The 25,381-nt window shown below is 73.1% G+C and carries 21 protein-coding genes; 9 read left to right on the forward strand and 12 right to left on the reverse strand.

Annotation, left to right across the window (positions count from 1 at the left end; translation table 11 throughout):
- Window positions 1-4: 4 nt before the first annotated feature.
- From ACFW9D_RS18485 to ACFW9D_RS18515, 7 genes are all read right to left on the reverse strand, one after another.
- On the reverse strand, window positions 5-1,027 hold the full coding sequence (locus ACFW9D_RS18485; RefSeq protein WP_384623150.1) for an LLM class F420-dependent oxidoreductase: 1,023 nt from the start codon (window positions 1,025-1,027) through the stop codon (window positions 5-7).
- A 140-nt stretch (window positions 1,028-1,167) separates the two neighbouring features.
- Complete coding sequence (locus ACFW9D_RS18490) at window positions 1,168-2,019, reverse strand: hypothetical protein (protein ID WP_188339205.1); 852 nt, start codon at window positions 2,017-2,019, stop codon at window positions 1,168-1,170.
- A 147-nt stretch (window positions 2,020-2,166) separates the two neighbouring features.
- A complete protein-coding gene (locus ACFW9D_RS18495; protein WP_384623152.1) occupies window positions 2,167-3,183 on the reverse strand; it encodes an N-acetylmuramoyl-L-alanine amidase in 1,017 nt (338 codons plus the stop codon).
- 22 nt (window positions 3,184-3,205) lie between these two features.
- Complete coding sequence (locus ACFW9D_RS18500; protein WP_384623154.1) at window positions 3,206-3,874, reverse strand: class I SAM-dependent methyltransferase; 669 nt, start codon at window positions 3,872-3,874, stop codon at window positions 3,206-3,208.
- 26 nt (window positions 3,875-3,900) lie between these two features.
- The gene (locus tag ACFW9D_RS18505) at window positions 3,901-5,211 is read right to left on the reverse strand and encodes a M20/M25/M40 family metallo-hydrolase (RefSeq protein WP_384623155.1); all 1,311 of its coding nucleotides are present in this window, start codon (window positions 5,209-5,211) and stop codon (window positions 3,901-3,903) included.
- The gene (locus ACFW9D_RS18510; RefSeq protein WP_384623157.1) at window positions 5,208-6,569 is read right to left on the reverse strand and encodes a cytosine permease; all 1,362 of its coding nucleotides are present in this window, start codon (window positions 6,567-6,569) and stop codon (window positions 5,208-5,210) included. The genes ACFW9D_RS18505 and ACFW9D_RS18510 overlap by 4 nt, the downstream gene beginning before the upstream one ends.
- A 4-nt stretch (window positions 6,570-6,573) precedes the next feature.
- Window positions 6,574-7,527 carry a DUF1177 domain-containing protein gene (locus tag ACFW9D_RS18515; protein ID WP_384623159.1) on the reverse strand — a complete coding sequence of 318 codons (954 nt, stop codon included), beginning with the start codon at window positions 7,525-7,527 and terminating at the stop codon, window positions 6,574-6,576.
- Between the two features lie 113 nt (window positions 7,528-7,640).
- On the opposite strand from ACFW9D_RS18515, the gene ACFW9D_RS18520 reads away from it, so the two are divergent.
- Both ACFW9D_RS18520 and pepE read left to right on the forward strand, forming a co-directional pair.
- Window positions 7,641-8,459: an IclR family transcriptional regulator gene (locus ACFW9D_RS18520; protein ID WP_384623161.1), complete on the forward strand. Its 819-nt coding sequence runs from the start codon at window positions 7,641-7,643 to the stop codon at window positions 8,457-8,459.
- Between the two features lie 54 nt (window positions 8,460-8,513).
- Entirely contained in the window at window positions 8,514-9,239 is a 726-nt protein-coding gene (gene pepE, locus ACFW9D_RS18525; protein WP_384623162.1) for a dipeptidase PepE, read from the forward strand.
- A gap of 58 nt (window positions 9,240-9,297) precedes the next feature.
- On the opposite strand, the gene ACFW9D_RS18530 is transcribed toward pepE, so the two are convergent.
- Window positions 9,298-11,028 (reverse strand): MFS transporter, encoded by a 1,731-nt coding sequence (locus ACFW9D_RS18530; RefSeq protein WP_384623164.1) that lies wholly within the window; start codon window positions 11,026-11,028, stop codon window positions 9,298-9,300.
- A gap of 328 nt (window positions 11,029-11,356) precedes the next feature.
- On the opposite strand from ACFW9D_RS18530, the gene ACFW9D_RS18535 reads away from it, so the two are divergent.
- Entirely contained in the window at window positions 11,357-13,537 is a 2,181-nt protein-coding gene (locus ACFW9D_RS18535) for an acyl-CoA dehydrogenase (RefSeq protein ID WP_384623166.1), read from the forward strand.
- 61 nt (window positions 13,538-13,598) lie between these two features.
- On the opposite strand, the gene ACFW9D_RS18540 is transcribed toward ACFW9D_RS18535, so the two are convergent.
- On the reverse strand, window positions 13,599-14,189 hold the full coding sequence (locus ACFW9D_RS18540; RefSeq protein WP_384623167.1) for a hypothetical protein: 591 nt from the start codon (window positions 14,187-14,189) through the stop codon (window positions 13,599-13,601).
- A 199-nt stretch (window positions 14,190-14,388) separates the two neighbouring features.
- Here ACFW9D_RS18540 and ACFW9D_RS18545 point away from each other — a divergent pair, with 199 nt between their 5' ends.
- Window positions 14,389-15,081 carry a TetR/AcrR family transcriptional regulator gene (locus ACFW9D_RS18545; protein ID WP_384623169.1) on the forward strand — a complete coding sequence of 231 codons (693 nt, stop codon included), beginning with the start codon at window positions 14,389-14,391 and terminating at the stop codon, window positions 15,079-15,081.
- A gap of 13 nt (window positions 15,082-15,094) precedes the next feature.
- Here ACFW9D_RS18545 and ACFW9D_RS18550 read toward each other — a convergent pair whose 3' ends face one another.
- The gene (locus ACFW9D_RS18550; RefSeq protein WP_384623170.1) at window positions 15,095-16,333 is read right to left on the reverse strand and encodes an alpha/beta hydrolase family protein; all 1,239 of its coding nucleotides are present in this window, start codon (window positions 16,331-16,333) and stop codon (window positions 15,095-15,097) included.
- Window positions 16,334-16,480: 147 nt separating this feature from the next.
- Between ACFW9D_RS18550 and ACFW9D_RS18555 the strand changes: the two genes are divergently transcribed.
- The 4 genes from ACFW9D_RS18555 (at window position 16,481) to ACFW9D_RS18570 (ending at window position 22,361) form a co-directional block, all read left to right on the forward strand.
- Entirely contained in the window at window positions 16,481-17,386 is a 906-nt protein-coding gene (locus tag ACFW9D_RS18555; RefSeq protein ID WP_384623172.1) for a LysR family transcriptional regulator, read from the forward strand.
- 63 nt (window positions 17,387-17,449) lie between these two features.
- Window positions 17,450-18,631, forward strand: a complete 1,182-nt coding sequence (locus tag ACFW9D_RS18560) for a CaiB/BaiF CoA transferase family protein (RefSeq protein ID WP_384623173.1) — start codon at window positions 17,450-17,452, stop codon at window positions 18,629-18,631.
- A 73-nt stretch (window positions 18,632-18,704) separates the two neighbouring features.
- Window positions 18,705-19,886: an acyl-CoA dehydrogenase family protein gene (locus ACFW9D_RS18565; RefSeq protein WP_188339214.1), complete on the forward strand. Its 1,182-nt coding sequence runs from the start codon at window positions 18,705-18,707 to the stop codon at window positions 19,884-19,886.
- A gap of 1,284 nt (window positions 19,887-21,170) precedes the next feature.
- The gene (locus ACFW9D_RS18570) at window positions 21,171-22,361 is read left to right on the forward strand and encodes a lipid-transfer protein (RefSeq protein WP_188339215.1); all 1,191 of its coding nucleotides are present in this window, start codon (window positions 21,171-21,173) and stop codon (window positions 22,359-22,361) included.
- Window positions 22,362-22,374: 13 nt separating this feature from the next.
- Here the strand turns inward: ACFW9D_RS18570 and ACFW9D_RS18575 are convergent, their stop codons facing one another.
- The gene (locus tag ACFW9D_RS18575) at window positions 22,375-22,947 is read right to left on the reverse strand and encodes a GNAT family N-acetyltransferase (protein ID WP_384623175.1); all 573 of its coding nucleotides are present in this window, start codon (window positions 22,945-22,947) and stop codon (window positions 22,375-22,377) included.
- Window positions 22,948-23,032: 85 nt separating this feature from the next.
- A complete protein-coding gene (locus ACFW9D_RS18580) occupies window positions 23,033-23,677 on the reverse strand; it encodes an SUKH-4 family immunity protein (protein WP_188339217.1) in 645 nt (214 codons plus the stop codon).
- A 127-nt stretch (window positions 23,678-23,804) separates the two neighbouring features.
- On the opposite strand from ACFW9D_RS18580, the gene ACFW9D_RS18585 reads away from it, so the two are divergent.
- Window positions 23,805-25,253, forward strand: coding sequence for an MFS transporter (locus ACFW9D_RS18585; RefSeq protein ID WP_384623178.1), 1,449 nt, complete (start codon window positions 23,805-23,807; stop codon window positions 25,251-25,253).
- Window positions 25,254-25,381 lie beyond the last annotated feature (128 nt).

The following is a 25,381-nucleotide window of genomic DNA, read 5'->3' on the forward strand; positions in this document are numbered from 1 at the left end:
GGGGTCAATTGTCGGGGTCTTTTAACCGGGGCGCCCGCCGGGGGGGCTTCGGGGGGCCGGGTCCACCAACCACAACACCCCACCCCGCACCCTTGCGCCACAGTTCGAGGCGTTCGGCGATCCGCTCGCGCGGCCCGACGAGGGAGATCTCGTCGGCGAACGCGTCCGGCACCGCCAGCACCGCCTCCTCGCGCCGCCCGGCGGCGAACAGCTCCTGGATGTGCCGCGCCTCGGCCTCGTACCCCATGCGTGCCATGAGGTCGGCGTGGAAGTTGCGGGTCGCGTGCCCCATGCCGCCGATGTAGAAGCCGAGCATGGCCTTGACCGGCAGCAGCCCCTCCGCGACGTCGTCGCAGACCTTGGCGCGGGCCATGGGCGCGATCATGAAGTTCTCGGGGAGGTCGGTGAGCGACGCCTCGTAGACGTCGGTGCGGGTCGGGGACCAGTACAGGGGGAGCCAGCCGTCGGCGATGCGGGTGGTCTGCGCGATGTTCTTGGGGCCCTCGGCGCCGAGCAGGACCGGCAGATCGGCGCGCAGCGGGTGCGTGATCGGCTTGAGGGCCTTGCCGAGGCCGGTGCCGTCCTCGCCCCGGTACGGATGCTGGTGGAAGCGCCCGTCGACCTCGACCGGCCCCTCGCGGCGCAGCACCTGCCGTACGGCGTCCACGTACTCGCGGGTCGCGGTGAGCGGCGAGCGCGGGAACGGACGCCCGTACCAGCCCTCCACCACCTGCGGCCCGGACAGGCCGAGGCCCAGCATCATGCGGCCGCCGGAGAGATGGTCGAGGGTGAGCGCGTGCATCGCCGTCGTCGTGGGGGAGCGGGCCGCCATCTGCGCGATCGCCGTGCCGAGGCGGATGCGCGTGGTGTGCGCGGCGAGCCAGGTGAGCGGGGTGAACGCGTCGCTGCCCCAGGACTCGGCCGTCCACACGGAGTCGTAGCCGAGCGACTCCGCCTCCTGGACGAGCCCGACATGGCGGGGGTCGGGGCCGCGCCCCCAATAACCGAGTGCGATTCCGAGCCGCATCGACCCACTCCCTCCGCCGCCCGCCAACTCTCAGACGCTATCTGACGGTACGTCAGTTCGGCCGTCGCCGGGTGACTGTACGCGAAAGGCCTCCCGCCCGGAAGTACGGGCGGGAGGCCTTTCGGCGAACGGGGTCCGGATCAGCCGCGCTGGATCCCGGACGTGTCCTGCAGGACGCCACGACGGCCGTCCTGCGTCTGGGCCACGAGACCCGGGCCGCGCTGCTCGACGGCCAAGTACCACGTGCCCGGCGCCAGTTCGGCGATCGGCGACGGCGAACCGTCCTCCGCGTACAGCGGACGCGGCACCGGCACGGCGAACCAGAACGGGGAGAAGTCCCCGGCCGGCTGACCGCCCTGCGAGGGCTGCGCCGGCTGCGGCGCCGGAGCGGCGGCCTGCGGCTGCGGCTGACCGCCGTAGGGCTGGCCCGGACCGGGCTGACCCTGCTGCGCGCCGTAGGGCTGACCCGGCTGCTGCTGGGCGCCGGGGTAGCCGTAGCCACCCTGCGGCTGGCCGCCGTACGGCTGCGGCTGCACGGGGCGCGGGGCGCCGACGAGCGGGGCCTTGAGCGCGGGGACGAGCGAACCGGCGACCGCGCCGCCCGCGAGGGCGAGCGAGGCGATGAGGCCGATGATCAGGCCGGCGCCCGCGTCGAGGTTGTCACTGACGTCGATCAGCGTCCACAGCATCGTCCAGGCGGTCAGGACGGCGAAGCCGGTGCCGACCATGCCGAGGTCCAGGCCGAGCACCTTGCGGGGCTGCGGCTGGGCCCGGTTGAAGACGATGAGAGCTGCGCCGATCACTCCGCCCATGAACGTGCCCAGGCCGTAACCCAGGTTGTCCCAGGCGTTGGGGCCGTCGATGTCTGCCGACGCCGAGCCACCGAAATTCGAGCCCGAGTAGGAGTAGAACTCGAGGAACGAGGCGATGAACAGCAACACCGCTGCTCCGATCACCACGCCGTCGCCTCGAGTGAGGGAGCGGATATTCACTTCAGGGTCCTTCGTAAGTCGTCCGGTCGCCCGGTCAAGTCGTCCGGTCATCGGTGGAGGCGGCGCAAGGCGCAGGGGTGGCCCCACATCGTAGGGACACTATCGTCCACGAGCTGGAGGTGTCTGCCGGGTTCCACAGCGTGACCTCTACCTGCGCAGGAAACTCACGATTCCCGCCGAGATGCCCTGGGCCGCCTTCTGCCGCCAGGAGCCGGACGTGAGCTTGCCCGCGTCCTGCGAGTCCCTCATGTTGCCGCATTCGATGAAGACCTTGGGCACGGTCGACAGGTTGAGTCCGCCCAGGTCGCTACGGGTGTCGAGGCCGGTGCGGTCCCCCACGTAGTTCGACGGCCCCATCTCCGTGAACTGCACGAACTTGCCCACGATGCGCTCGCCGAGGTCCTTCGACGGGCCCACGATCGGGCGGGTGTCCGCGGCGCCCGCGTGCACGGATGCGGGAAGGATCACATGGAACCCGCGGTTGCCCTCGGCGGAGCCGTCCGCGTGCACGGAGACCACGGCGTCGGCGTGCGCCGCGTTGCCGATCTGCGCCCGCTCGGTCACGCACGGGCCCCAGGCGCGGTCCCCGTCCTGGGTGAACTTCACGGTCGCGCCCTGCTGTTCGAGGATCGTCCGCATCCGGCGCGCGACATCCAGGGTGAACCGGGCCTCCGTGTAACCCGAGTTGGTGGACGTCCCCGTGGTGTCGCACTCCTTCGTGCCGTTGCCCACGTTCACGCTCTTGTTGATATCGGACGGGTGCGAGAAGTTTCCCGGATTGTGACCCGGGTCGATCACGACGACCTTGCCCTTGAGAGGGCCGGTGCCGCCGCCGGCCGGCTTCTGCGGCTTCTTCGACGCGGAGGCCGAGGCGGACGCGGAAGCGGACTTCGAGGGGGCCTGCGACGGCTTCCGCGACGCCTCCGCCTTCGACGGGGTCGGCGTCGCGCTCGACGAGGCGCCCGGCGCGGGCAGCACCTTCGGCGGCTCGCTCTCCCCGGGGCCGCTCACCACCTGCCACACCATCCAGCCCGCCAAGGCCGCCGGGACGAGCGCGGCGAGCGCGACGAGCACGGGCCGGCCACCGAAGCGACGGCCCTCCCTCGGGGCATCGCTCCGGTAGAACTCGTCGAAGTCATCGGGGTCCGGGCCTACGTACGACACGCCCCCGACCCTAACCGTGCCCTCAGATTCCCGGGCCCGTTCGGCGCAGGACGCGCAGCGAGTCGCACACCGAGACCTCGGTGAACGCCCCGGACTCCAGTGCCCTGAGGTACACGCGGTACGGGGCCTGGCCGGTCCACTCGTCGTGCTTGACGGGGAACACGTCGTGGATGAGCAGCAGTCCGCCCTCGGCGACGTGCGGCGCCCAGCCCTCGTAGTCCGCGGTGGCGTGCTCGTCGGTGTGACCGCCGTCGATGAAGACGAGGCCGAGCTTGCCGCCCCACGCCTTCGCGACCCGCGGCGACTTCCCGACCAGCGCGACGACGTGATCCTCCAGGCCCGCCGCGTGCAGCGTGCGGCGGAACGTCGGCAGCGTGTCCATCAGACCGACGACCGGGTCGACGGTATGCGGGTCGTGGTACTCCCAGCCCGGTTGCTGCTCCTCGCTGCCGCGGTGGTGGTCGACCGTGAGGGCGCTCACGCCGGCCGCGCGCGCGGCGTCGGCGAGCAGGATCGTCGAACGCCCGCAGTACGTGCCGACCTCCAGGAGCGGCAGCCCGAGCGCGCCTGCCTCGACGGCGGCCGCGTACAGCGCGAGCCCCTCGTCGAGCGGCATGAACCCCTTGGCGGCCTCGAAGGCGGCGAGGACGTCGGCGGCGGGACGGTCGCTTGTGGTGGTCATGCCGCACATGCTGCCGTACGCCGCCGGGCGACCGCTCAGCAGCCCTGCCAGAGCCGGGTCATCACCCGGACCCCGAACCGCAGGCCGTCCAGAGGAACGCGTTCGTCGACGCCGTGGAAGAGGCGGCCGTAGTCCAGGTCGGCCGGCAGCTTCAGGCCCTTGAAGCCGAAGCAGCGGATGCCGAGCTCGGTGAAGGCCTTGGCGTCGGTGCCACCGGGGTTGCAGTACGGGACGGGGTGGCCGTCGGGGTCCTCGGCGCGGACGGCCTCGCACATGGCGTCGACGAGCGGGCCGTCGAACGTCGTCTCCATCGCGATGTCGTGGTTGACCCACTCGCGGCGGACGGACGGCAGGAGCAGGGCGTCGATCGTGTCGATCAGCTCCTGCTCGTGGCCGGGCAGGAAGCGGCCGTCGACGCGGGCCGTCGCCTTTCCGGGGATGACGTTGGTCTGGTAGCCGGCCGTGAACATGGTGGGGTTCGCGGAGTTGCGGAGCACCACCTGCATGAAGTCCGCCACGTGGCCGAGCCGGGCGAGCTCCGCGTCCAGGTCCTCGGCCTCGAAGTCGATCTTGACGCCCTTGAGCTCGGCGGCCTTCTCCAGGAGCGCCCGCACCGGCTCGATCAGGCGGACCGGGAAGGTGTGGCGGCCGATGCGGGTCAGGGACTCGGCGAGGTCGGTGACCGCGTTCTCGTCGTTGGGCGACGAGCCGTGCCCGGCCCTGCCCGTCGCGGTCAGCTCCATCCAGGCCATGCCGCGCTGCGCGTTCTCGATCGGGTAGAGCCTCCGGGTGTCGCCGAGCGCGTACGAGAAACCGCCGCCCTCGCCGATCGCCTCGGTGACGCCCGCGAAGAGGTCGGGGCGGTGTTCGACGAGCCAGTGCGCGCCGAACCTTCCGCCCGCCTCCTCGTCGGCGAGGAACGCGAGGACGAGGTCGCGGGACGGCTTCGTGCCCGTACGGGCGAAGTGCCGCGCGGTGGCGAGCATGACCGCCACCGTGTCCTTCATGTCGATGGCGCCGCGGCCCCAGAGGTAGCCGTCGCGGATCTCGCCGGAGAAGGGCGGGACCCGCCACTCGGCGGCGTCGGCCGGGACGACGTCGAGGTGGCCGTGGACGAGGAGGGCGCCGCGCGCGCGGTCGGCGCCCTCGATACGGGCGACGACGCTGGCGCGCCCCGGCGCGCTCTCGACGAACTCGGACGCGATGCCGACCTCGGCCAGCTTGTCCTCGACCCAGCGGGCGCAGGCCCGCTCGTCGCTGGTCGGGTTGGAGGTGTCGAAGCGGATCAGCTCGGCGCAGAGCTCGACGACCTCGCGCTGCGCTTCTTCGGTGGCCAGGGTGGTCATGCCGCTCCTACGGGGGTGTGCCCGGCGGCGACGGGACGCGCGTCCTCGTCGTCGTCCAGGGTGGTGGTGCCGTACGTCCTGACCCAGCCGAGCAGTCCGAGCACGCTGTACAGGACGAACGCGGTGGCGAGGGAGTTCAGGGCCGGGATGCCGCCGTCGTAGAACTTGCCGACGCAGAAGGCGGCGGCCCAGATGGCGAGCGACATGGGAACCCAGGTCGGGGAGGTGGCGGGGAGGGTGCCCGCCGCGCGGGTTTCGTCGAGAGGCCTGCGCATGCGGCGCACCACCCAGTACTCGGCGACGACGATGCCGCCGATGGGCGGGATCGCGACGCCCAGGACCGACAGGAACTCGGTGAAGTGCGTCATGATGCCGACCGCCGAGAGGGCGGTGCCGGCGACGCCGAGGACGATGGTGACGGCGCCGCGGTGCAGTCGCTTGCCGAAGACGACCTGGAAGAAGTTGACGACGCCGAGCGAGGAGCCGTACAGGTTCCAGTCGTTGATCTTCGCGGTCGACATCAGGACGACGAGGACGCCGAAGACACCGGACGTGGACAGCACGATCTGCGAGACCTCGTTGCTCTTGACCATGTGGCCGAGGAGGACGCCGGTCAGGCCCACGATGTACTCGGAGAGGATCATGGAGGACGCCGTCTGCAGGAAGACGTGGCTTCCCTTCTTGTTGTAGCGGGTCATCTCCGGGGCGACGATCGCGCCCGTCATGTAGCCGCCCGCGATGGCGGTGGCCGCGACGGACAGCGGGATGGCCTGGCCCGGAGGCGGGGAGCTGATCAGGTCGCCGATCGAGTGCTCGCCGAGGGCGCGGACGACGGACCAGGCGACCATCGCGAAGAACAGCGGGGTGACGATCTTGGCGAAGACCGCCATGTAGCGGAAGCCGAAGATCACCAGGACGGTGATGGCGAGGCCCGCCACGACGCACCACAGCCACGGCGGGCCGCCGACGAGCGACGAGACGCTGTTGCCGAAGATCGTGTTCTGGACTCCGAACCAGCCGACGAGGCTGACGGCGATGACGAAGCTGACCAGCGCCGAGCCGTTGCGCCCGAAGCCGACCCAGCGGGTCAGCAGCGGGGTCGCCAGTCCTTCCCGCATGCCGGCCATGCCGATGAGGAAGATGACGACCTCGAGGATGACCGCGCCGAGGGTGAAGGCGAGGAAGGCGTCGCCGAAGGTCATGCCGACGCCGATGGTGGCGCCGAGGGTGAACTGTGAGATGGAGCCGGACTGGGCGAGCCACTGGAGCAGCATCGTCCAGAAGCCGAGCCGCTTGTCCTGGGGGACTCTGGACAGCGCGTAGTCGTCGCTGCCCACGTTCTTCTTCGTGGTGGCCATGGCGTCACGACTCCGTAGGTGCGTTGCCGAGGGTCTGCAGGTGGGCGAGCGAGCCGTAGCGGCTCACGAGGGCGTCGAACTCGTCGGCGTCGTGGAAGTCGACACGTCCGCCGCCGAAGGCCTTCGCGGTCTCGACGGCGAACCGGGCCGCGGCCGCGATGTCCGTCTCGTGGCTGGCGCCGGTCTGGCAGCCGGGGACCGCGGCGGCGGAGGTGACCGCGAGGCCGACCACCGGGGCGGCGGTCGCCGTGGCCGGCTGCAGGATCGAGTTGATGTGGTGTGCACCGTTACCGTAGGGCGTTATGTCCTGAGTCGTCACGGGATACGTGACCAACGGCTCACCGGTGACGACGGCGAGCAGCTCGCCGAGCCGCTCGCTGACCCGCAGCACCCACCCCTCCTTGACGGTGGGGGACAGGGCGAGGCCCTTGTGGTTGATGATGCGGTTGCCCTTGGTGGTGTCGATGGAGAGCACGGCCTCCATGTCGTCGGTCACCTCGTGCCGGTTCATCGTCGCGATGTCGACCGGCGAGTCCATGAAGGGCACCGGGTCGTGCGGCGCGGTCGGGGCGTTCGGGCAGATGTGCGTCGCGATCACCACGTCGCCGTCGAGCACGTCGCCGCGGCGGCGCATGTCGAGCAGCTTGGCGGCGGTGGCGAGCGCGGCGATCGCGCCGTCCGCGTCGGAGACGAGGCCGGTCGCCTCGGGCCGGGCGCCGACCCCGCCGAGTCGGCCGACGACACCGAGGGTGCGGGCGCTGCCGCCGCGGCCGCGGCCCCGGGTGCCCTCGATGCGGACGAGCACGAAGTCGGTCGAGCCGCGCTCGCCCTCCACCGTGGTCACCTCGGCGCCGGAGCCCTCCGGGCCCGCGAGCGCGTCGAGATGGGCGACGACGCGCTTTCCGTCCGCGTCGGGGTCGTCCAGCAGATCCATGACATCCATGACGTGCTTCAACATGCGGTCCCTCTCCCTGCGTCGAGCGGTGGTGCTGACAGCAGAGTCGGGATCGGATAGCGTAATCCGCAAGCATTTCCCGTTATCTGCAATTGAAGTCTGGATGGTGAGATGGCATGGCGGAGATTCCGCTCGACCGGAAGACGCCGGCCGGTGCGCTGCAGACCGTCGACCGGGCCCTGCTCGTGCTGCTCGCCTTCGAGCGGACCCGCCCCGACTGGGGCGTGACCGAGGTCGCCGCCGAGTTCGGCTGGGACACCTCGGTGGCCCAGCGGCTGCTCGCCTCGCTCGCCGGGCGCGGTTTCCTGGTCTCCGACCCGGCGACCCGGCGCTACCGGATCGGGCCCGCCGTGCTGCGCCTGGGCCGTCTCTGGGAGCGCTCGGGGTCGCTCGAGCTGCTCGCCGGGCCCGTCATGGAGGAGCTGCGCGCGGCGACCGGCGACACGGTCCTGTTCTGTCTGCCCGACAGCTTCCACATGCGCTGCGTCGCCGCCGTCGAGGGCGAGGAGGGGCCGCTGCGCTACTACCCGCTGGTCGGCGAGCTGTACCCGGCGCACGCGGGTGCCACCAGCAAGTCGTACTACGCGTTCCTGCCCGACGAGCAGCGCCACCGGCTCTTCCGGGGCCGCCCGATGGCCCGCTTCACCGAGCGCACCGTCACCGACGCGGACGAACTGGAGCGGGAGTTCCTGAGGATCCGCGCCCAGGGGTACGCGTGGACGGTCGGCGAGTACGACGCCGGGATCGGCACCGTCGCCGTCCCCGTCTTCCTCGGCCGCGAGCCCTACGGGAGCCTCAGCCTCGGCGCCGCCAAGGACCGCTTCCCGGACGGGCCCGACGACCGCCTCGACGCCCTGCGCAAGGCCGCCGCACTGCTGGAGCGGCGGCTCACCCACCCGCCCCAGCGCCCCCGGCGCACCCGCGCCGACGACTGACGGCGCGCCCCCCGTATCCGCCCCCGCACCACCTTGTCAGGAGCGACCCCCATCGTGAATCTGCTGCTGCTCTCCAACTCGACCCAGTACGGCCGGGGATACCTGGCGCACGCCCTCGACACCGTCACCGCCTTCCTTCCCGCGAAGGCCCGTCTCGCGTTCGTGCCGTACGCGCTGGCCGACCACGACGCGTACACCGCCAAGGTGCGCGGCGCTCTGGAAGGGGCCGGGATCGAGGTGCGCGGCGTGCACGAGGGCGACGGCCCGGTGGCGGTACTCGCCTCCGCCGACGCGGTGTTCGTCGGCGGAGGCAACTCCTTCCGGCTGCTGAGCGCGCTGTACCGGACCGGGCTGCGGGAGGCCGTCGCAGAGGCGGTGCGCGCCGGACTGCCCTACATGGGAGCGAGCGCGGGTACCAACATGGCGGCGCCCACACTGCGCACGACCAACGACATGCCGATCGTGCAGCCGCCGTCCTTCGAGACGCTCGGCCTGGTCCCCTTCCAGATCAACCCGCACTATCTGGACCCGGACCCGGCCTCCACGCACAAGGGCGAGACCCGCGAGGAGCGGCTCACCGAGTTCCTGGAGGAGAACGACGTGCCCGTCCTCGGTCTGCGGGAGGGCTCGTGGCTGCGGGTGGCGGGGGAGCGGGCCTCGGTGGAGGGCGGGCGCCCGGCGCGGCTCTTCCGCCGCGGGGACGCGCCGCGGGAACTGGCGCCGGGCAGCGACGTGTCCGCGCTGCTGGACTCGGTGCCCCGGTTCGACAGCCGCGACTGACGGCCCGCGCCCGGCCGGCGCCGGGGCGGACGGTTCCGCGCCGGGCCGGCGCCGCCTGTCAGCGGACCTGTTCGGTGACGGGGGTCATGGAGAGGTCCAGGGGTACCGGGCCCGGGGCGCCGTGGTGGGTGGCGGAGGAGGCGTGCGGGGCGTGGCCGGGGGCGGTCGCGGCCAGGACGTAGGCGCCGCCGTCCGGGACCGACAGGGAGTAGGAGCCGTCCGCGTCCGTGAGGGCGGCCCCCGCCTGGCGGCCGCGCCGGTCGATCAGGGTGACCTTGGCGCGGGGCACCGGAACCCCGGCCGGGTCGAGGACCCGGCCGCGGAACGCCGCGAGGGCCTCCTCGGCGCGGGCGAGACCCGCGTCCTCCTCACTGCCGGCACGCAGCTGCACCGCCGCGGCACGCCGCCCCGGCAGGAACACGGCGAGCACGACACCGCCCACCACCGCACCGGTGGCGATCAGGAACGCGACGCGGAAACCGTGCATCGTCGGGATCGCGACACCGCCGACATGGTCCGCGGTGTTCGCGAGGACCATGCCGATGACGGCCGAGGACACGGAGGTGCCGATGGAGCGCATCAGGGTGTTCAGGCCGTTGGCCGCACCCGTCTCGGACGGGTCGACCGCGCCGATGATCAGCGCCGGGAGCGAGGAGTAGGCGAGGCCGATGCCCGCGCCGATCACGACCGAGATGATGATGGTCTGCCAGGCCGCGCTCATCAGGCCGAGCCCGGCCCCGTAGCCGACGGCGATGATCAGCATGCCGAGGATCAGCGTGATCTTCTGGCCGAACCGCGCCGAGAGGCGGGCGTACACCGGGGCGGTCAGCATCATGGTCAGGCCCAGCGGCGCCACGCACAGACCCGCGACGACCATGGACTGGCCGAGGCCGTACCCGGTCGCGGTGGGCAGCTGCAGCAGCTGGGGCAGGACCAGCGAGATCGCGTAGAACGCGACGCCGACCATGATCGAGGCGAGGTTGGTGAGCAGCACCTCGCGGCGGGCGCTGGTGCGCAGGTCGACGAGCGGGGCCTTGAGGCGCAGCTCCATCACGCCCCAGGCGACGAGCACGACGAGGGCCGCGGCGAACAGGGTGAGGGTCGTCCCCGAGCCCCAGCCCCAGTCGCTGCCCTTGGTGATCGGCAGGAGCAGCAGGACCAGACCGGCGGAGAGCCCGATGGCGCCCGCGAGGTCGAAGCGGCCCGGCGCGCGCAGCGGGCTCTCCGGTACGAAGGCCAGGGTCAGCGCGATCGCGACGACGCCGAGACCGGCCGCGCCGAAGAAGAGGGCGTGCCAGTCGGCGTGCTGGGCGACGAGCGCGGCCAGCGGCAGCGCGAGGCCGCCGCCGACGCCGATCGAGGAGGACATCAGGGCCATCGCCGAGCCGAGCTTCTCCGGCGGCAGCATGTCGCGCATCAGGCCGATGCCGAGCGGGATGGCGCCCATGGCGAAGCCCTGGAGCGCGCGCCCGGCGATCATCACGAGCAGGTTGTCGGTGAAACCGCAGATCAGCGAGCCGACGACCATGACGGCGAGACTGGCGAGCAGCATCCGGCGCTTGCCCGCGAGGTCACCGAGGCGCCCCATGATCGGGGTGGAGACGGCGCCGGCGAGGAGCGTGGCGGTCAGGACCCACGTGGCGTCGGAGGGCGCGGTGTCCAGCAGTTCCGGCAGGTCCTTGATGACCGGGACGAGCAGGGTCTGCATGACGGCGACGACGATGCCGGTGAAGGCGAGGACGGGGACGACGCCGCCGGTGCGGCGGGACGAGGTCGTCGGTAGGGACATGAAGGAGGGCCTCCGGGGGCGGTCTCGGTCGAGATGTGGGACTGCGGTGCTGCTGTTCTCAAGGCGGCGGAACGGCGGGTGGCGGTCCGGGTGTCATGTGTCACGTGTCATGGGGGAGCGCCACGCACACCGCTGTGCGTGACGCTTGCGTGTATCCCGAACCCGTTTCCTCGGGCGACTATTCCGACGATCGTCGTACGAGTCGGAACCTTGACCTTTTCATTACGCACCCCCTGTGTGCCCGCCCCCGGTCCCGCCCGCCGGGATTTCTGACACAACGTCAGATTCGGTCTTCCGCTCTACTGGAACGTGTTCTACCGTGCGCCGCATGGGCATCGCCATCACGCAGGAACAGCGGGAACTCGCGGACTCCGTGCGCGGCTGGATCGCGCGCGCCGTACCGCCCGACGAGGTGCGCAAACTGCTCGACGCCCCGGCCGCCCCGGGCGTCCGGCCACCGCACTGGGACGGCCTCGCCGCCCAGGGCCTGCCCGGCCTGCACCTGCCCGAGGACTGCGGCGGCGGAGGCGGCACCCTGCTCGACCTCGCCGTGGCCGTCGAGGAGGCAGGCCGGGCCGCGCTGCCCGGCCCCTTCCTCGGCAGCGCCCTCGCGGCCGAGGTGCTGCGCCGGGCCGGGGTGCGCGAGCTCGCGGGCGCGCTGGCCGCAGGGGAGCGGATCGGCGCCGTCGCCTTCGGCCCCGGCGGCCTCACCGCCGTCACCGGCCCCGACGGACTCGTCCTGGACGGCGCCGCGCCGCCCGTCCTCACCGGCGCCGACGCCGACCTCCTCGTCCTCGCCGCCGAGACCGCCGACGGCACCGTGTGGCTCGCCGCCGACGCCGCCACCCCCGGACTCACCGTGCGCGTCCACGACAGCGCCGACCCGACCCGGCCCACCGCCGAGATCACCGCGAGCGGCGCCGCCGTCCCGGCCGACCGCGTCCTCGCCGTCGACGCCGGGCTCGTCCGCGACCTCGCCGCCGTACTGCTCGCCGCCGACGCCTGCGGCGGCGCCGCCTGGGCGCTGGCCACCGCCGCCGAACACGCCAAGGTACGCGAACAGTTCGGGCGGCCCATCGGCCAGTTCCAGGGCGTCAAACACCTCTGCGCCGACATGCTCGTCCGCGTCGAACAGGCCTGCGCGCTGGTCTGGGACGCCGCCCGCGCCCTGGGCGAGGAGCAGACCGCCCCGGAGGCCGGGGCCCTCGTCGCCGCCCTCGCCGCGGGGACCGCCCTCGACGCCGCCTACACCTGCGCCAAGGACTGCATCCAGATCCTCGGCGGCACCGGCTTCACCTGGGAGCACGACGTCCACCTGTACCTGCGCCGCGCCGTCGTCGCCCGGCAGCTCCTCGGCGCCGGCGACGCCCACCGGCTGCGCGCCGTACGCCTCGCCGAGACCGGCGCCCGCCGCGAACTCCGCCTCGAACTGCCCCCCGAGGCCCAGGCCCACCGCGACAGCGCCCGTACGGCGCTCGCCCCCGCCCACGGCCTCGACCCGCGCGCCGCCCGCCGCGCGCTCGCCCCCACCGGATACGCCGCCCCGCACCTCCCGCCCCCGTACGGACTCGGTGCCGGGCCCCTGCAGCAGCTCGCCGTCCAGCAGGAGCTGGCGGCCGCCGGGATCAAGCTGAGCGACCTCGGCATCGCCACCTGGGTCGTCCCCTCGCTCCTCTCCCACGGCACCCAGGAGCAGCGCGACCGCTACCTCCCCGCGACCCTGCGCGGCGAACTCCTGTGGTGCCAGCTGTTCTCCGAACCCGGCGCCGGATCCGACCTCGCCTCCCTGCGCACCCGCGCCGAGCGGCTGCCCGACGGGCGCTGGCGGATCAACGGGCAGAAGGTGTGGACGAGCGCCGCCCAGTGGGCCGACCACGGCATCCTGCTGGCCCGCACCGACCCCGACGCCCCCAAGCACAAGGGACTCACGTACTTCCTCGTCGACATGAAGAACACGGACGGCATCGACATCCGCCCGCTGCGCGAGATCACCGGCGACGCCCTCTTCAACGAGGTGTACTTCGACGACGCCGTGCTGCCCGCCGACGCGGTGGTCGGCGAGGTCGACGACGGCTGGCGGGTCGCCCGGCACACCCTGGGCAACGAACGCGTCCACATGGCCGACCAGCTGACCTTCGACACCGGTCTGGAGGCCCTGCTCGCACGGGCCGGCGACCTCGACGGCTCCTACCGGGCCCGGATCGGCTCGCTCGCCGCCCAGGCCCACGCGCTCGCCTGCATCGGGCTGCGCACGACGCTCCAGCAGGTCGCGGGGGAGGGGCCGGGGCCCGGCGCCTCCGTACGCAAGCTCGTCCAGACCCCGCACCAGCAGCAGGTCGCCGAACTGGCCCTCGAACTCCTCGGCCCCGCGGGCGCGCTGCGCGAGGGCCCCGGGCAGCGCGCCCTGCACGGCTTCCTCCTGTCCCGCTGCCTCACCATCGCGGGCGGCACGACACAGGTGCAGCTCAACGTGGTGGCGGAACGGATCCTGGGCCTGCCCCGCGACTGAGGACGCCAGGGGCTGTCCGGCAGGTCAGGGGCGGCCCCGGCCATGATCCGCCGGACAGTTCCTAGGCGTCGGCGGCGGTGCGGGCGGCGAACACCTCCCGTATCACCGCCAGATCCACCGGGCGCTCGTAGTGGTCCTGCGCCCAGTCGCGGAACGCCTCCGGGGTGCCGTCGACGACCAGACGCAGCAGCCAGGCCGCGCCGTCGGAGTCCGGCTCGCCCTCCGGGAACGTGATGTCGCCCGTGTGCCAGCGGGAGTCGTCGGTCTCGCGCCAGATGCAGGCGGTCACCAGCGGGATGTGCTCGTCGTTGAACGCGGGCTCGTCCACGTACGGCCGGAACACGTCCGGGACGGAGTCGAGCACGCCCGGCCACGGTCCCTCGTCGTCGGTCGTGTACGGGCTCATCCACGACTCGTGGTCGAACACCCGGACGTAGACCCCGGCGGGGGAGAAGACGACCGCGGCGTCGTCACCCGAGCCGTTGACCACGAGGAACACGTCCTCGCCGGCGCCGCCCCAGTCGGCCTCGTACACGTGACAGGGATACCTGCCCGACGGGTTGACGACGGCCTCCGCCGCCGCGACGGCGCGGCAGCGGGCCTGGAGGGTCGGGATGTCGGGCAGCCGGCGGGCCACGTCAGGTGCGCTCATGAGGAGATTTGAGCACGGGCCTCCGACAGCGCCTCCTCCGTCACCTGTGACGGTGTGCGCGGGCGGCCGCGCGGCGGATGTGCCCCGTCAGGGCGCGAGACCGCGCGCAACCGGTCGCGGCCCCGGGCCCGAACCCCCGGCGGAAAGGGGTGTCCGCCGCGGCAGCCGCCCGGCGGCAGGGGCGGGCATGATGGGCCCCATGTCCGCAACGCCCGCGCCCGAGACACCCGCGACCGCCCCGAGAGGCACCCGCACGGGCCGCCCCCGCGTCACCTCGCGCGAGCAGATCGTCGCGGCGGCCCGCCGGCTCATCGACGAGGACGGCTGGGAGAAGCTCTCCATGCGCCGGCTCGCCGCGGAGCTCGGCATCGGCGCGACGACCCTCTACCACCACATCGAGGGCAAGGACGACCTCCTCGTCCTCCTCCTCAACCACTACGTCGAGCAGATCGAGCGCCCCGCCCTGCCGGAGGCCCCGCGCGAGCGCGTCGTCGCGGCCGCCGCCGCGATGCACGACGCGCTCGCGGCCTGGCCCTGGGCCGCCGAGATCCTCACCGCCGACGGCTTCGTCGGTCTGCTCGACGAGTCCGCGCTGTGGATGGTGGAGGCCGTCCTCGCCGCCGCCCAGGAACACGGCTGCACCCCGGACCGCTCCGTCGAGGTCTTCCGGCACCTCTGGTACTACACGGTCGGCGAGATCCTCGTCCGCGCCCACTCCCCGCACCGCCGCACCGACCGCACCCCGGCCGCCTTCCGCGCCGCCTTCGACGCCGACCGTGTCCCGCACCTCGCCGCCGTCGCCCCCCGCTGGGCCGGCCTCTGCGCCCGCGACACCTACCCCGAGGGGCTGCGGACCTTCGTCGACGGACTCCTCGGCCCGGCCGGAGGCTGAGCGAGCCGGAGGATCAGGCCGCCGGGTGCCGGAAGACGACCTCCGGGTTCGCGGCCGTGGGGCCGTCGAGCAGCGGCGCGGACACGCCCCGCAGATGGAGGTCGAAGAACGCGGCCACGTAGTCGCTGGTGATCTGCCGGCTCCGCGTGCCCGAGAGCGGCACCGACGGGTCCGGCAGTCCCAGCCGCTCCGCGACATAAGGCAGGTCGGTGAAGGTGTAGTGGCCGGAGCCGGTCACCGTCAGCCACCGCTTCCAGCCGTCGAGCCGGGACCAGGCGGCGGGCCAGTCCGTGCCCGGCGAGCCCGGGGCGTGGGTGTCCGCGGTGCCCATCATCAGGAACGGGCGCCGGCCGAGCCCGGCACCGGGCTCGGGCAGGTAGAAGTCGCCGTCCAGGTTCACCCCCGCCCGCACGCGGTCGTCGGCGGCCATCGTCGCCGCCGCGGACGCGCCCCCGATCGAGTGCCCGGCGGCCCCGACCCGCCGGAAGTCGATCATGCGGGACACGGCCCCGGCCCGGTGCGGATCGCCCAGCTCGTCGAGTACGAAGGACAGGTCGGCGGCCCGGTTGCGTACGGCGGCCGCCCGCGCCACCGGGTCGTTGTCGACCGGCTCGCACGCCGCGCACGGCAGGATCCGGTGCCCGGGGTACTCGGTGGCGACCGACTCGTACGCGTGGTCCACGGTCGCGACGACATAGCCGCGGCTCGCGAGCTCGTCGGCGAGCGAGGTGAGCGTGGTGCGCGGCATCGAGAAGCCGGGCGAGAGCAGGACCAGCGGGTAGCGCCCCGGTGCGGGGGCCGCCGAACGGTACGCGTGGGTGCGGATCCCTGCGACGGTCTCGGCCCGCACCAGATCGCCGAGGCCGCGCGCCGCCAGCAGAAGCCGGGCCTCCTCGACGGTCATGTACGGCGCGGCCGCGCCCCGGGCGGCCCGGGCCGGATAGGACAGGGACACCATCAGCTCCCGGCCCCGCGCCTTCGGCACCCACAGGTCCTGACGGCTGCGGTCGACGAGGTGCAGCGTGCGGCGCCCCACCGGATGTGCCCCGCCTGGAACCGGCAGTTCCGGGACGGCGGCGTCCGGTGACGGCGACGGTGACTGCACGCCGGCGTCCGACGTCGGGGCGGACACGTGGGCCCCGAGTGACGGGGACGGAGACGCCGCGGCGGTCGCGGCGGCATCGAGGAGCGGCACGGACAGGGCGAGGGCGAGGGCCACGGTCACGGCGGACCGGCGCGAACTGATCGTCATGCAGGGGAAGTTAGGCCCCGCAGCGGGGTCGGGTCGTCAGCGCCCGGGGGGACCTGCGCGTAGTACCGCGGGGGGACCGCCACCGCCCGGACGGCACCCCGGGCCCACGGGCGGCGGCCGCCCCGGCCGGGCCGTATCGTCGCACCCGTGGAGCTCAGACACCTCACCGGATTCGTCGCCGTCGCCGAGGAACTGCACTTCGGGCGGGCCGCCGAGCGGCTGCACATCGCCCAGTCGCCGCTGAGCCAGCAGATCCGGCTGCTGGAGCGGGACCTCGGGGTGCGGCTCTTCGACCGGACCACCCGGACCGTGCGGCTCACCTCCGCCGGACAGGCCCTCGTGGAACCGGCCCGGCGGCTGCTCGCCGACGCCGCCGCCCTGCGCCGCACCGTGCGCGCCGCCCAGCACGGCGAGACCGGCCGGGTCACCGTCGGCTTCGGCGGCGCCAGCGCCTACGCCGCGCTGCCCGCCCTGACCCGCGCCGTGAACGCCGAACTTCCCGGCGTCGAACTGGTCCTGGAGGGCCAGATCTTCACCGGCGAGGCGCTCGCCCGGCTCACCGACGGCACCATCGACCTCGGCGTCGCCGCCCTGCCCGTACGCCGCGGCATCACCGCCCGCGTCGTCCGCGCCGAGCCCCTCGTCTGCGCCCTGCCCGAGGACCACCCGCTCGCCGCCCGGGACGGGGTGACCTTCGCCGACCTCGCCGACGAGCGCGTCGTCACCTTCCCCGTCGCCCGCGGCTCCGCCGTGCGGGAGGCCATGGTGCAGGGCTGCCACGACGCCGGGTTCGCCCCGCGCATCGCGCAGGAGGCCCCGGACTCGTACAACCTGCTCGCCCTGGTCGGCGCCGGGGTCGGGGTCGCCGTCGTCGTCGGCTCCGCGCGCTCGATCCATCTGGAGCACGTCGTGTTCCGGCCCCTCGTCGGCCCCGGAGTGCCCGTCCTGCCGATCGCGCTCGCCTGGCGCACCGGCAACGACAGCGCCGCCCTCGCCGCCGTCCTGGAGATCGCCGAGCGCGTCCTCCCGACCCCGGCGGATTATGTGGCGTAGCGGCACACTGCGGTCCGGAATCGGTCTTGGACAGCACTTAATCCCCGGGGCAGAGTGAACGCCATGCCCGATCCGCAGCCGCAGCAGCCCCAGACGCAGGCACGGCGGCCCGCCGCGCCGCTCGCCGGGATCAAGGTCGTCGACCTGTCCAAGATCCTCGCGGGGCCGTACGCCACCATGTCCCTCGCCGACCTCGGCGCCGACGTGACCAAGGTCGAGCACCCCGAGGGCGGCGACCCGACCCGCCGCTGGGGCCCGCCCTTCCAGGGCGAGGACGCCACCTACTACCTCGCCGCGAACCGCAACAAGCGGTCCGTCACCCTCGACCTCAAAACGGCGGACGGGCAGGCGGCCGTGCACCGGATGCTCGCCGACGCCGACGTCCTCGTGGAGAACTTCCGCCCCGGCAGCAGCCTCGCCCGCCTCTTCGACTACCGCGAACTCACCGCCCGCCACCCGCGCCTGGTCGTCCTGCACATCTCCGCCTTCGGCGAGAGCGGCCCGCTGCGCGACGAACCCGGCTACGACATGGTCGCCCAGGCCGCCGCCGGCCTCATGTCCCTCACCGGCGAGACCGACGGCCCGCCCGTCAAGGCGGGCTTCGCGATGGGCGACCTCGGCGCCGCCCTCTTCGGCCTCATCGGCATCACCTCCGCCCTCGTCGAACGCGCCCGCACCGGACGCGGCCAGTACGTCACGACCTCCCTGTACGAGACCCAGCTCGCCCTGCACGCCAACTGGGCCACCGCCCACTTCGCCACGGGAGAGCGGCCGACCCGGCTCGGCTCCGGGCACCCGAGCCTCGTCCCGTACCAGGCCTACGAGGCGTCCGACGGACACTTCGTGATCGCCGTCGGCAACGACGCGCTGTTCCGCCGCCTGGGCGAGGCGCTCGGCCTGGACGCCCTCGCCGACGACCCGCGTTACGCGACGAACGCCGCCCGCGTCGTCAACAGGACCGAACTGAACGAGCAGTTGGGTCGCGCGCTGAAGGGCGACACCGTCGCCGGATGGTGCGAGCGGCTCAAGGCGGCGGGTGTGCCCGTCGCGCCCATCCGGCACCTCGACGAGGTGTACGCCTGCCCGCAGACCGAGGCGCTCGGCATGGTCCAGGAGGTGGACCATCCCACCGCCGGACGCTTGCGCCAGGTCGCTTTCCCTGTGAGTTTCGACGGCGTACGCCCCGCCGTGCGCACCGCACCGCCCCTGCTCGGCCAGCACGACGACGACCGTCACCAGCCTTGACCAGCCGTAACCAGCCTTGACCAGCCGTCAACAGCCGCCACCAGCCGTCACCAGCAAGGAGTCTGAGACCCTCATGGCGTTCCCCGCGCTCGACCCCGTCGACCCGCTGAACCTCGAAGCCCTCCTCACCGACGAGGAGCGCGCCGTGCGCGACACCGTGCGGCAGTACCTCGACGACAAGGTCGAGCCGCACATCGCCGAGTGGTTCGAGAACGGCGAGATGCCCACGCTGCCCGAACTCGCCCGTGAGTTCGGCAAGATGGGCCTGCTCGGCATGCACCTGGAGGGGTACGGCTGCGCCGGCATGTCGGCCCGCGCCTACGGCATCGCCTGCCGTGAACTGGAGGCCACCGACTCCGGTCTGCGCTCCTTCGTCTCCGTGCAGGGCTCCCTCGCCATGTTCGCCATCCACCGCTTCGGCTCGGAGGAGCAGAAGCAGGAGTGGCTGCCGCGGATGGCCGCCGGCGAGGCCATCGGCTGCTTCGGGCTCACCGAGCCCGACCACGGTTCGGACCCGGCTTCCATGACGACGCGGGCCCGGCGCGACGGGGACGACTGGATCCTCGACGGCCGCAAGATGTGGATCACCAACGGGTCGGTGGCCGCCGTCGCCGTCGTCTGGGCGCGGACCGAGGACGGCGTACGCGGCTTCGTCGTGCCGACGGACACGCCCGGCTTCTCGGCGCCGCTCATCAAGCACAAGATGTCGCTGCGCGCTTCGGTGACCAGTGAGCTGGTCCTGGACGGGGTACGGCTGCCGGCCTCCGCGCAGCTGCCCGAGGCGCGGGGTGTCGGGGCGCCGCTGACCTGCCTGAACGAGGCCCGGTACGGCATCGTGTGGGGCGTCACGGGTGCGGCCCGTTCGGCCTGGCAGGCGGCGCGTGACTACTCCCTCCAGCGGGAGCAGTTCGGGAAGCCGATCGCGGCGTTCCAGCTCACGCAGCAGAAGCTGGTCGACATGGCGCTGGAGCTCCACAAGGCGACGCTCACCGCGCTGCACCTCTCCGCGCTGAAGGACTCGGACGCCGGCGTCCACCCGGCCCAGATCAGCTTCGGCAAGCTCAACAACGTCCGCGAGGCCATCGAGATCTGCCGCACCGCCCGGACGATCCTCGGTGCCAACGGGATCTCGCTCGAATACCCCGTCATCCGCCACGCCAACAACCTCGAATCGGTCCTCACCTACGAAGGCACCACGGAGATGCACACCCTGTCCCTGGGTCAGGCCCTGACGGGCCACGCCGCGTTCCGCTGACCGGGCTCCGCCCCCGCCGCCGAGCCCTGGCGGGGGCCACCCGTGCCCCCCATCTCCGCGCCCCTACCGGCCCCTCCCCCTCCGGCACCTCTAGCCTCCGGCACCTCCCGAGTCCGGCGCCTCCCGAGTCCGGCACCTCCCGAGTCCGGCGCCTCCCGAGTCCGGCGCCTCTAGCCTCCGGCGCCTCCCGAGTCCGGCGCCTCCCGTGTCCGGCACCTCCGGCCTCCGGCGCCTCTAGCCTCCGGCGCCTCCCGAGTCCGGCACCTCCCGCCTCCGGCGCGGGGAGCCTCTCCCATAGCCCGGCCCCTGCTCCCACCCACCCGCCCCCTCCGGGGGCGTCGGCCCGGCGCCCGGCCTCGGTAGCACGCCAGCCCTGGGCGTGCGTTCTGGTTGCCCCACCTCGGGCCGCCCGAATGCCGTCGCCGGCTACAGGGCCGTCGTGGCCGGTCGCGCAGTTCCCCGCGCCCCTGACGGGACGCACCTGCCCGGCACCTCTCCCCTCTGGCTTGGAGCCTCCTCCCTCCCGACCTGGCGCCTCTCTCTTGGCCTGCCGCCTGCTCCCACCACCCGCCCCCTCCGGGGGCGTCGGGCCCGGCGCCCGGCCTCGGGCAGCACCCAGCGCAGGATGCGCATCCAACGACGATCCGGCACCGGGCAGATGCCCCCAAGGAACGCGGGGCTGCAGCGACATACGACTCCGCCATGCGAACACGATCAGCCTCGGCCCTGCTCCCGCCCACCCGCCCCCTCCGGGGGCGTCGGCCCGGCACCCGGCCCCGGGCAGTACCCCCAGCCGGGGGTGTTCCAGGCTCCCCGCCTTGAGGCTGCGCTCCGGCTCCGGGTGCGGCTCGGTCGTCCCAGCCTTGGGCAGTCTGCCGCCTGGGGCGGCACGGGTGGGCAAGGCGGCACCCCGGTGCTGGGTGCGCGATCGAACGGGCTTCGCCGTAGGGGCCGGGCGTCGTCGCCGGCTGCCGCGTCGTTGTGGCTGGTCGCGCAGTTCCCCGCGCCCCTTGCGGGGCGCATCTGCCCTCGCGTTGAGCGCGCGCACGTGGGCACAGTCCCGCGTCCCTGGCGGGGCGCGTCTGCCCTCGCCTTGAGTGCGCTCACGTGGCGGAGCCGCAGGTGAATGCAGCCCCGGAACGGAATCGTGCCGCCGGCGGGAGGTGGCGGTCTCGCTCGTGGGTGCGGGCCCCTTCACATGGGGGGCTCGGGGTGTCAGTATCTGACGGGTCGTCAGGTAATGGATAAGCGTAGGTGCTGGCCTTCAGGAAGGGTCCCGTAGCCATGAAGTCGTACATAGTCGGCGTCGGCATGACCAAGTTCGAGAAGCCGGAGAGCCGCGACTGGCAGTACTGGGACATGGCGAAGGAGGCGGGGGAGGCCGCGCTCGCCGATGCCGGGGTCGCGTACGAGGACGTGCAGCAGGTGCCGGTCGGATACTGCTTCCAGGCGTCCACGGCCGGCCAACGGGCCGTCTACGAACTCGGGTTGACCGGCGTCCCGGTCTACAACGTCAACAACAACTGCGCGACGGGCTCGAGCGCCCTGATGCTCGCCCGCCAGTTCGTCGAGAGCGGCGTCAACGACTGCGTCCTCGCCCTCGGCTTCGAGAAGATGCAGCGCGGGGCGCTGGGGGGAGGGGCCGACGGCGGGGACTTCAAGACGTCACCGGTCGCCCGTCACTACGGGATCATGGCCGCCCGCCACGGCTTCGAGATGAGCCCGCCCACCGCCCAGATCTTCGGCGACGCGGCCCGCGAGCACATGGAGAAGTACGGCACGACGCCCGCCCAGCTCGCCGCCGTCGGCGCCAAGAACCACCGCCACTCGGTGAACAACCCCTACGCCCAGTTCCAGGACGCGTACACCGTCGACGAGGTCCTCGCCGCGAAGACGATCCACCAGCCGCTCACCAAGCTGCAGTGCTCCCCGACCTCGGACGGCGCCGCCGCGGCCGTCGTCGTCTCCGAACGCTTCGTCGAGGAGCGGGGCCTCGGCGACAAGGCCGTCGAGATCACCGCGCAGGCGATGACCACCGACACCGAGGAGTCCTTCGCGTCCGGCTCCTGCATCGACGTCGTCGGTCAGCCGATGTCCCGCGAGGCCGCCCGCCAGGTCTACGCCGCCTCCGGACTCGGCCCCGAGGACCTCGACGTCATCGAGCTGCACGACTGCTTCTCCATCAACGAACTCCTCACCTACGAGGCCCTCGGCCTGTGCGCCCCCGGCGAGTCCGGCAAACTCGTGGAGTCCGGCGCGACGACGTACGGCGGCCGCTGGGTGGTCAACCCGTCGGGCGGACTGATCTCCAAGGGGCACCCGCTCGGCGCCACCGGCATCGCCCAGGCCGCCGAACTCACCTGGCAGCTGCGCGGCACCGCAGGAGCGCGCCAGGTCGAGGGCGCCCGCGTCGGCCTCGCCCACAACATCGGCCTCGGCGGCGCCGCGGTCGTCACCCTCCTGCGCCGCCCCTGACCCGCCGGGAGCCTCAGGCGGCGCCGGGCCACTCGTCGGCCAGGGCCGCCATCAGCACGGCGTCCCGCCGGCGCCCGTCCCACAGTTCGGCCTGCCGGCGTACGCCCTCGACGACGAAGCCGGCCTTCGCGTACACGTGCAGGGCCCGCTCGTTGTCCGCGTACGCCTCCAGCTGGATCCGGTGCAGCCCGGCCGACTCGAACCCGTACCGGACGACGAGCCGCAGGGCCTCCGAGCCGAGCCCGCGGCCCCGGCCACGCGCCCCGATCGCGGTACGGAACGTGGCGCAGCGGTGCTCCGGCTCCCACTCGTTGAGGACGACCTCACCGACCAGCTCGCCCGTGGCCCGGTCCGTCACGGCCAGGTCGAGCCGGTCGGTCTGCGCGGCGCGCGAGCCGTACCAGGCGCGCAGCCGCTCCAGCGTGAACGTGCCGCCGCCCGTGAACCGTTCGACCTCCGGGTCGCCGACGACCCCGGCCATCACGACCGCGTCGTCCTCGGTGAACGGGCGCAGCAACACCTTCTCCCCGGTCAGCACGGGCTTGTGGGTGAAGACGGTCTGCGCCGGAGCCGGAGGTGTCGTCATCCGGCGCATTCTGGTGCGGGTGTCGTTCCACGGCCACGGAATTACACGCGGCCGTATTACACGCGGCCGTGGAACGACACCCGGTTCAGTCGTCCAGCTCGCACTCGAGGTCCTCGCGCACCTCTTCCAGGCGCGTCTCCCAGAAGTCGGAGAAGTCCGGGCCCTGGCGCAACCGGTTGAGCACCGAGGTCAGCTCGTCCAGGCCGTCCAGCGCGGCCTGCGGCTCGGCGTCCTCGAACGTCCGTCGGTACAGCGTGAACACCCCGAGCGCGACCAGGAACTCGGGGACCGAGTCCGCGGCGTAGCCGCCGTACCCGGCCGCGTGGTCCCAGCCGTCCGGGTCGTACACCTCCACGGTGCCGCTGTCACCGCACACCATGAGGTGCAGCACCCCCCAACCGGTGCCGATGCAGTACGAGTAGCGGCTCGGCGGCGAGTCGTCGTCCGGGGTGCGCTCGCCGAACAGCTCGTCCGGGTCCGCCTCCCACATGCCTTCGTCGGTGAGCTTCGCCGAGTCGTAGTCGACGGCGCCGAGCCGTACCGCGGGGACGCCGACCTCGGTGAGGAAGGCCCGGGTCGGCTCGTGGGTCAGCGCGGCGGGCAGGTCGGCGGGGGAGGGCCGCCACAGGCTGCCCGCGCCGAAGCAGGACTCCAGCCAGGCGGCTGAGGGCTTCCCCGCGGCCAGTTCGGAGAGTTCGGCGAGTCCGGAGAGTTCGGTGGTGGAGATCACCGGGACACCCTAGAGACGCGTACGCAAGCGCCGGGACCTAGGTCCCGGGACGTATGACCTGTGACCCACCCCAGGTGCACCGAAATCCTGATGTACGGGGCGTCGGCGGCCTGGGACCATGACACTCATGCTGCGAACGCCCGCCGGCTCCACCGGCTCCGACACCGAGATACGCACGGCCAGGCCCGCGCCGCCCGCCTGGCTGGTCGTGGCGGTGGCCTGTGCCGGACAGTTCCTCGTCGTCCTCGACGTGTCCGTCGTGAACGTCGCCCTGCCGTCCATGCGCACCGACCTCGGGCTCAGCGCCGGCGGCCTGCAGTGGGTCGTCAACGCGTACTCGATCGCCTTCGCCGGGTTCATGCTGCTCGGCGGCCGGGCCGGCGACCTCTACGGGCGCAAGCGGATGTTCCTCGTCGGGCTCGGCCTGTTCACGCTGGCCTCGCTCGCCGGCGGGCTCGCCCAGGAGGGCTGGCAGCTGCTCGTGGCCCGCGCCGTGCAGGGCCTCGGCGCCGCCGTCCTCGCCCCCTCCACCCTGACCCTGCTCACCGCCGCCGTGCCGGAGGGCCCCGCGCGCGCCCGCGCCATCGCCACCTGGACCGCGGTCGGCGCGGGCGGCGGCGCCGCGGGCGGACTCGTCGGCGGCGTCCTCACCGAGGCGCTCGACTGGCGCTGGGTCCTGCTGATCAACGTGCCGCTGGGCGCCGTCGTCCTCGCGGCCGCCGCCCGCTGGATCCGCGAGTCCCGGGCCGGCGGCGCCCGCCGGCTCGACCTGCCCGGCGCGGTGCTCGTCACCGCGGGCACGGCCGTCCTCGCCTACGGCATCGTGCAGACCGAGGCGGAGGGCTGGGGCGCGGTGGGCACGCTCGTGCCGCTGGCGGCCGGCGTGCTGCTCATCGCGGCGTTCCTCCTCGTCGAGGCCCGTACGAAGGTGCCGTTGATGCCGCTCGCCCTGTTCCGGGTGCGGCCCGTGGCCGTCGCCAACGCGGCGATGTTCGTGTGCGGCATGGGCAGCTTCGCCATGTGGTTCTTCATGACCCTCTACGCGCAGAACGTGCTCGGGTACACCCCCGTCGAGGCCGGGCTCGCCCTCGTGCCCAGCTCCCTCGCGGTCGTCGCCGGATCCAAGCTCGCGCCGCGGCTGATGCGGAGGATCGGGGCGCGGAACGTGGCGGTGCTCGGGGTCGTGACGACCGCCGCCGGGTTCTTCTGGCAGTCGGCCATGACGGAGCACGGGGTGTACGTGACGACGATCATGCTGCCCGGGATCGCGATGATGGCCGGCGCGGGGCTCGCCATGACGCCGCTCGCGTCGCTGGCCACGTCGGGGGCGGCGGCCTCGGACGCGGGGCTCGTCTCCGGGCTCGTCAACACGTCCCGCACGTTGGGCGGGGCGTTGGGGCTCTCGGTGCTGTCCACGGTCGCGGCGAGTCGCTCCGCGGGTCGGTCGGATCCGGCGGGCCTCACCCATGGGTATGCGGGGGCGTTCCTCTGGGGCGGGTGCATCCTGCTGGTGGCGCTCGTGATCCTGGTCGGGGGGCTGCCGCGGGGGCGCTCCGGCAACCCGTCTGCCGAGTGACTCTCGCGTCGCCGGGTGCGGGCCGGTGGGGCTTCTCGCGCAGTTCCCCGCGCCCCTGAGATGCGCACTTCGTGCGCGATCTCATCGGGCGCCTGCGCATCGGGGAAATGCGCCCGAAGGGCATGCAT

The sequence above is a fragment of the Streptomyces sp. NPDC059524 genome, from assembly GCF_042749255.1.
In the GTDB taxonomy this organism is placed as follows: domain Bacteria; phylum Actinomycetota; class Actinomycetes; order Streptomycetales; family Streptomycetaceae; genus Streptomyces; species Streptomyces xanthii.

What these genes read in the sequence shown, in the direction of transcription:
- ACFW9D_RS18570 (WP_188339215.1), top strand. Translation starts at nt 21,171, where the DNA reads ATGAAGTCGTACATAGTCGGCGTCGGCATGACCAAGTTCGAGAAGCCG.
- ACFW9D_RS18500 (WP_384623154.1), bottom strand. Translation starts at nt 3,874, where the DNA reads ATGTGCGGCATGACCACCACAAGCGACCGTCCCGCCGCCGACGTCCTC.
- ACFW9D_RS18550 (WP_384623170.1), bottom strand. Translation starts at nt 16,333, where the DNA reads ATGACGATCAGTTCGCGCCGGTCCGCCGTGACCGTGGCCCTCGCCCTC.
- ACFW9D_RS18535 (WP_384623166.1), top strand. Translation starts at nt 11,357, where the DNA reads ATGGGCATCGCCATCACGCAGGAACAGCGGGAACTCGCGGACTCCGTG.
- ACFW9D_RS18505 (WP_384623155.1), bottom strand. Translation starts at nt 5,211, where the DNA reads ATGACCACCCTGGCCACCGAAGAAGCGCAGCGCGAGGTCGTCGAGCTC.
- ACFW9D_RS18575 (WP_384623175.1), bottom strand. Translation starts at nt 22,947, where the DNA reads ATGACGACACCTCCGGCTCCGGCGCAGACCGTCTTCACCCACAAGCCC.
- ACFW9D_RS18545 (WP_384623169.1), top strand. Translation starts at nt 14,389, where the DNA reads ATGTCCGCAACGCCCGCGCCCGAGACACCCGCGACCGCCCCGAGAGGC.
- ACFW9D_RS18515 (WP_384623159.1), bottom strand. Translation starts at nt 7,527, where the DNA reads ATGTTGAAGCACGTCATGGATGTCATGGATCTGCTGGACGACCCCGAC.
- ACFW9D_RS18485 (WP_384623150.1), bottom strand. Translation starts at nt 1,027, where the DNA reads ATGCGGCTCGGAATCGCACTCGGTTATTGGGGGCGCGGCCCCGACCCC.
- ACFW9D_RS18540 (WP_384623167.1), bottom strand. Translation starts at nt 14,189, where the DNA reads ATGAGCGCACCTGACGTGGCCCGCCGGCTGCCCGACATCCCGACCCTC.
- ACFW9D_RS18530 (WP_384623164.1), bottom strand. Translation starts at nt 11,028, where the DNA reads ATGTCCCTACCGACGACCTCGTCCCGCCGCACCGGCGGCGTCGTCCCC.
- ACFW9D_RS18585 (WP_384623178.1), top strand. Translation starts at nt 23,805, where the DNA reads ATGCTGCGAACGCCCGCCGGCTCCACCGGCTCCGACACCGAGATACGC.
- ACFW9D_RS18560 (WP_384623173.1), top strand. Translation starts at nt 17,450, where the DNA reads ATGCCCGATCCGCAGCCGCAGCAGCCCCAGACGCAGGCACGGCGGCCC.
- ACFW9D_RS18565 (WP_188339214.1), top strand. Translation starts at nt 18,705, where the DNA reads ATGGCGTTCCCCGCGCTCGACCCCGTCGACCCGCTGAACCTCGAAGCC.
- ACFW9D_RS18520 (WP_384623161.1), top strand. Translation starts at nt 7,641, where the DNA reads ATGGCGGAGATTCCGCTCGACCGGAAGACGCCGGCCGGTGCGCTGCAG.
- ACFW9D_RS18510 (WP_384623157.1), bottom strand. Translation starts at nt 6,569, where the DNA reads ATGGCCACCACGAAGAAGAACGTGGGCAGCGACGACTACGCGCTGTCC.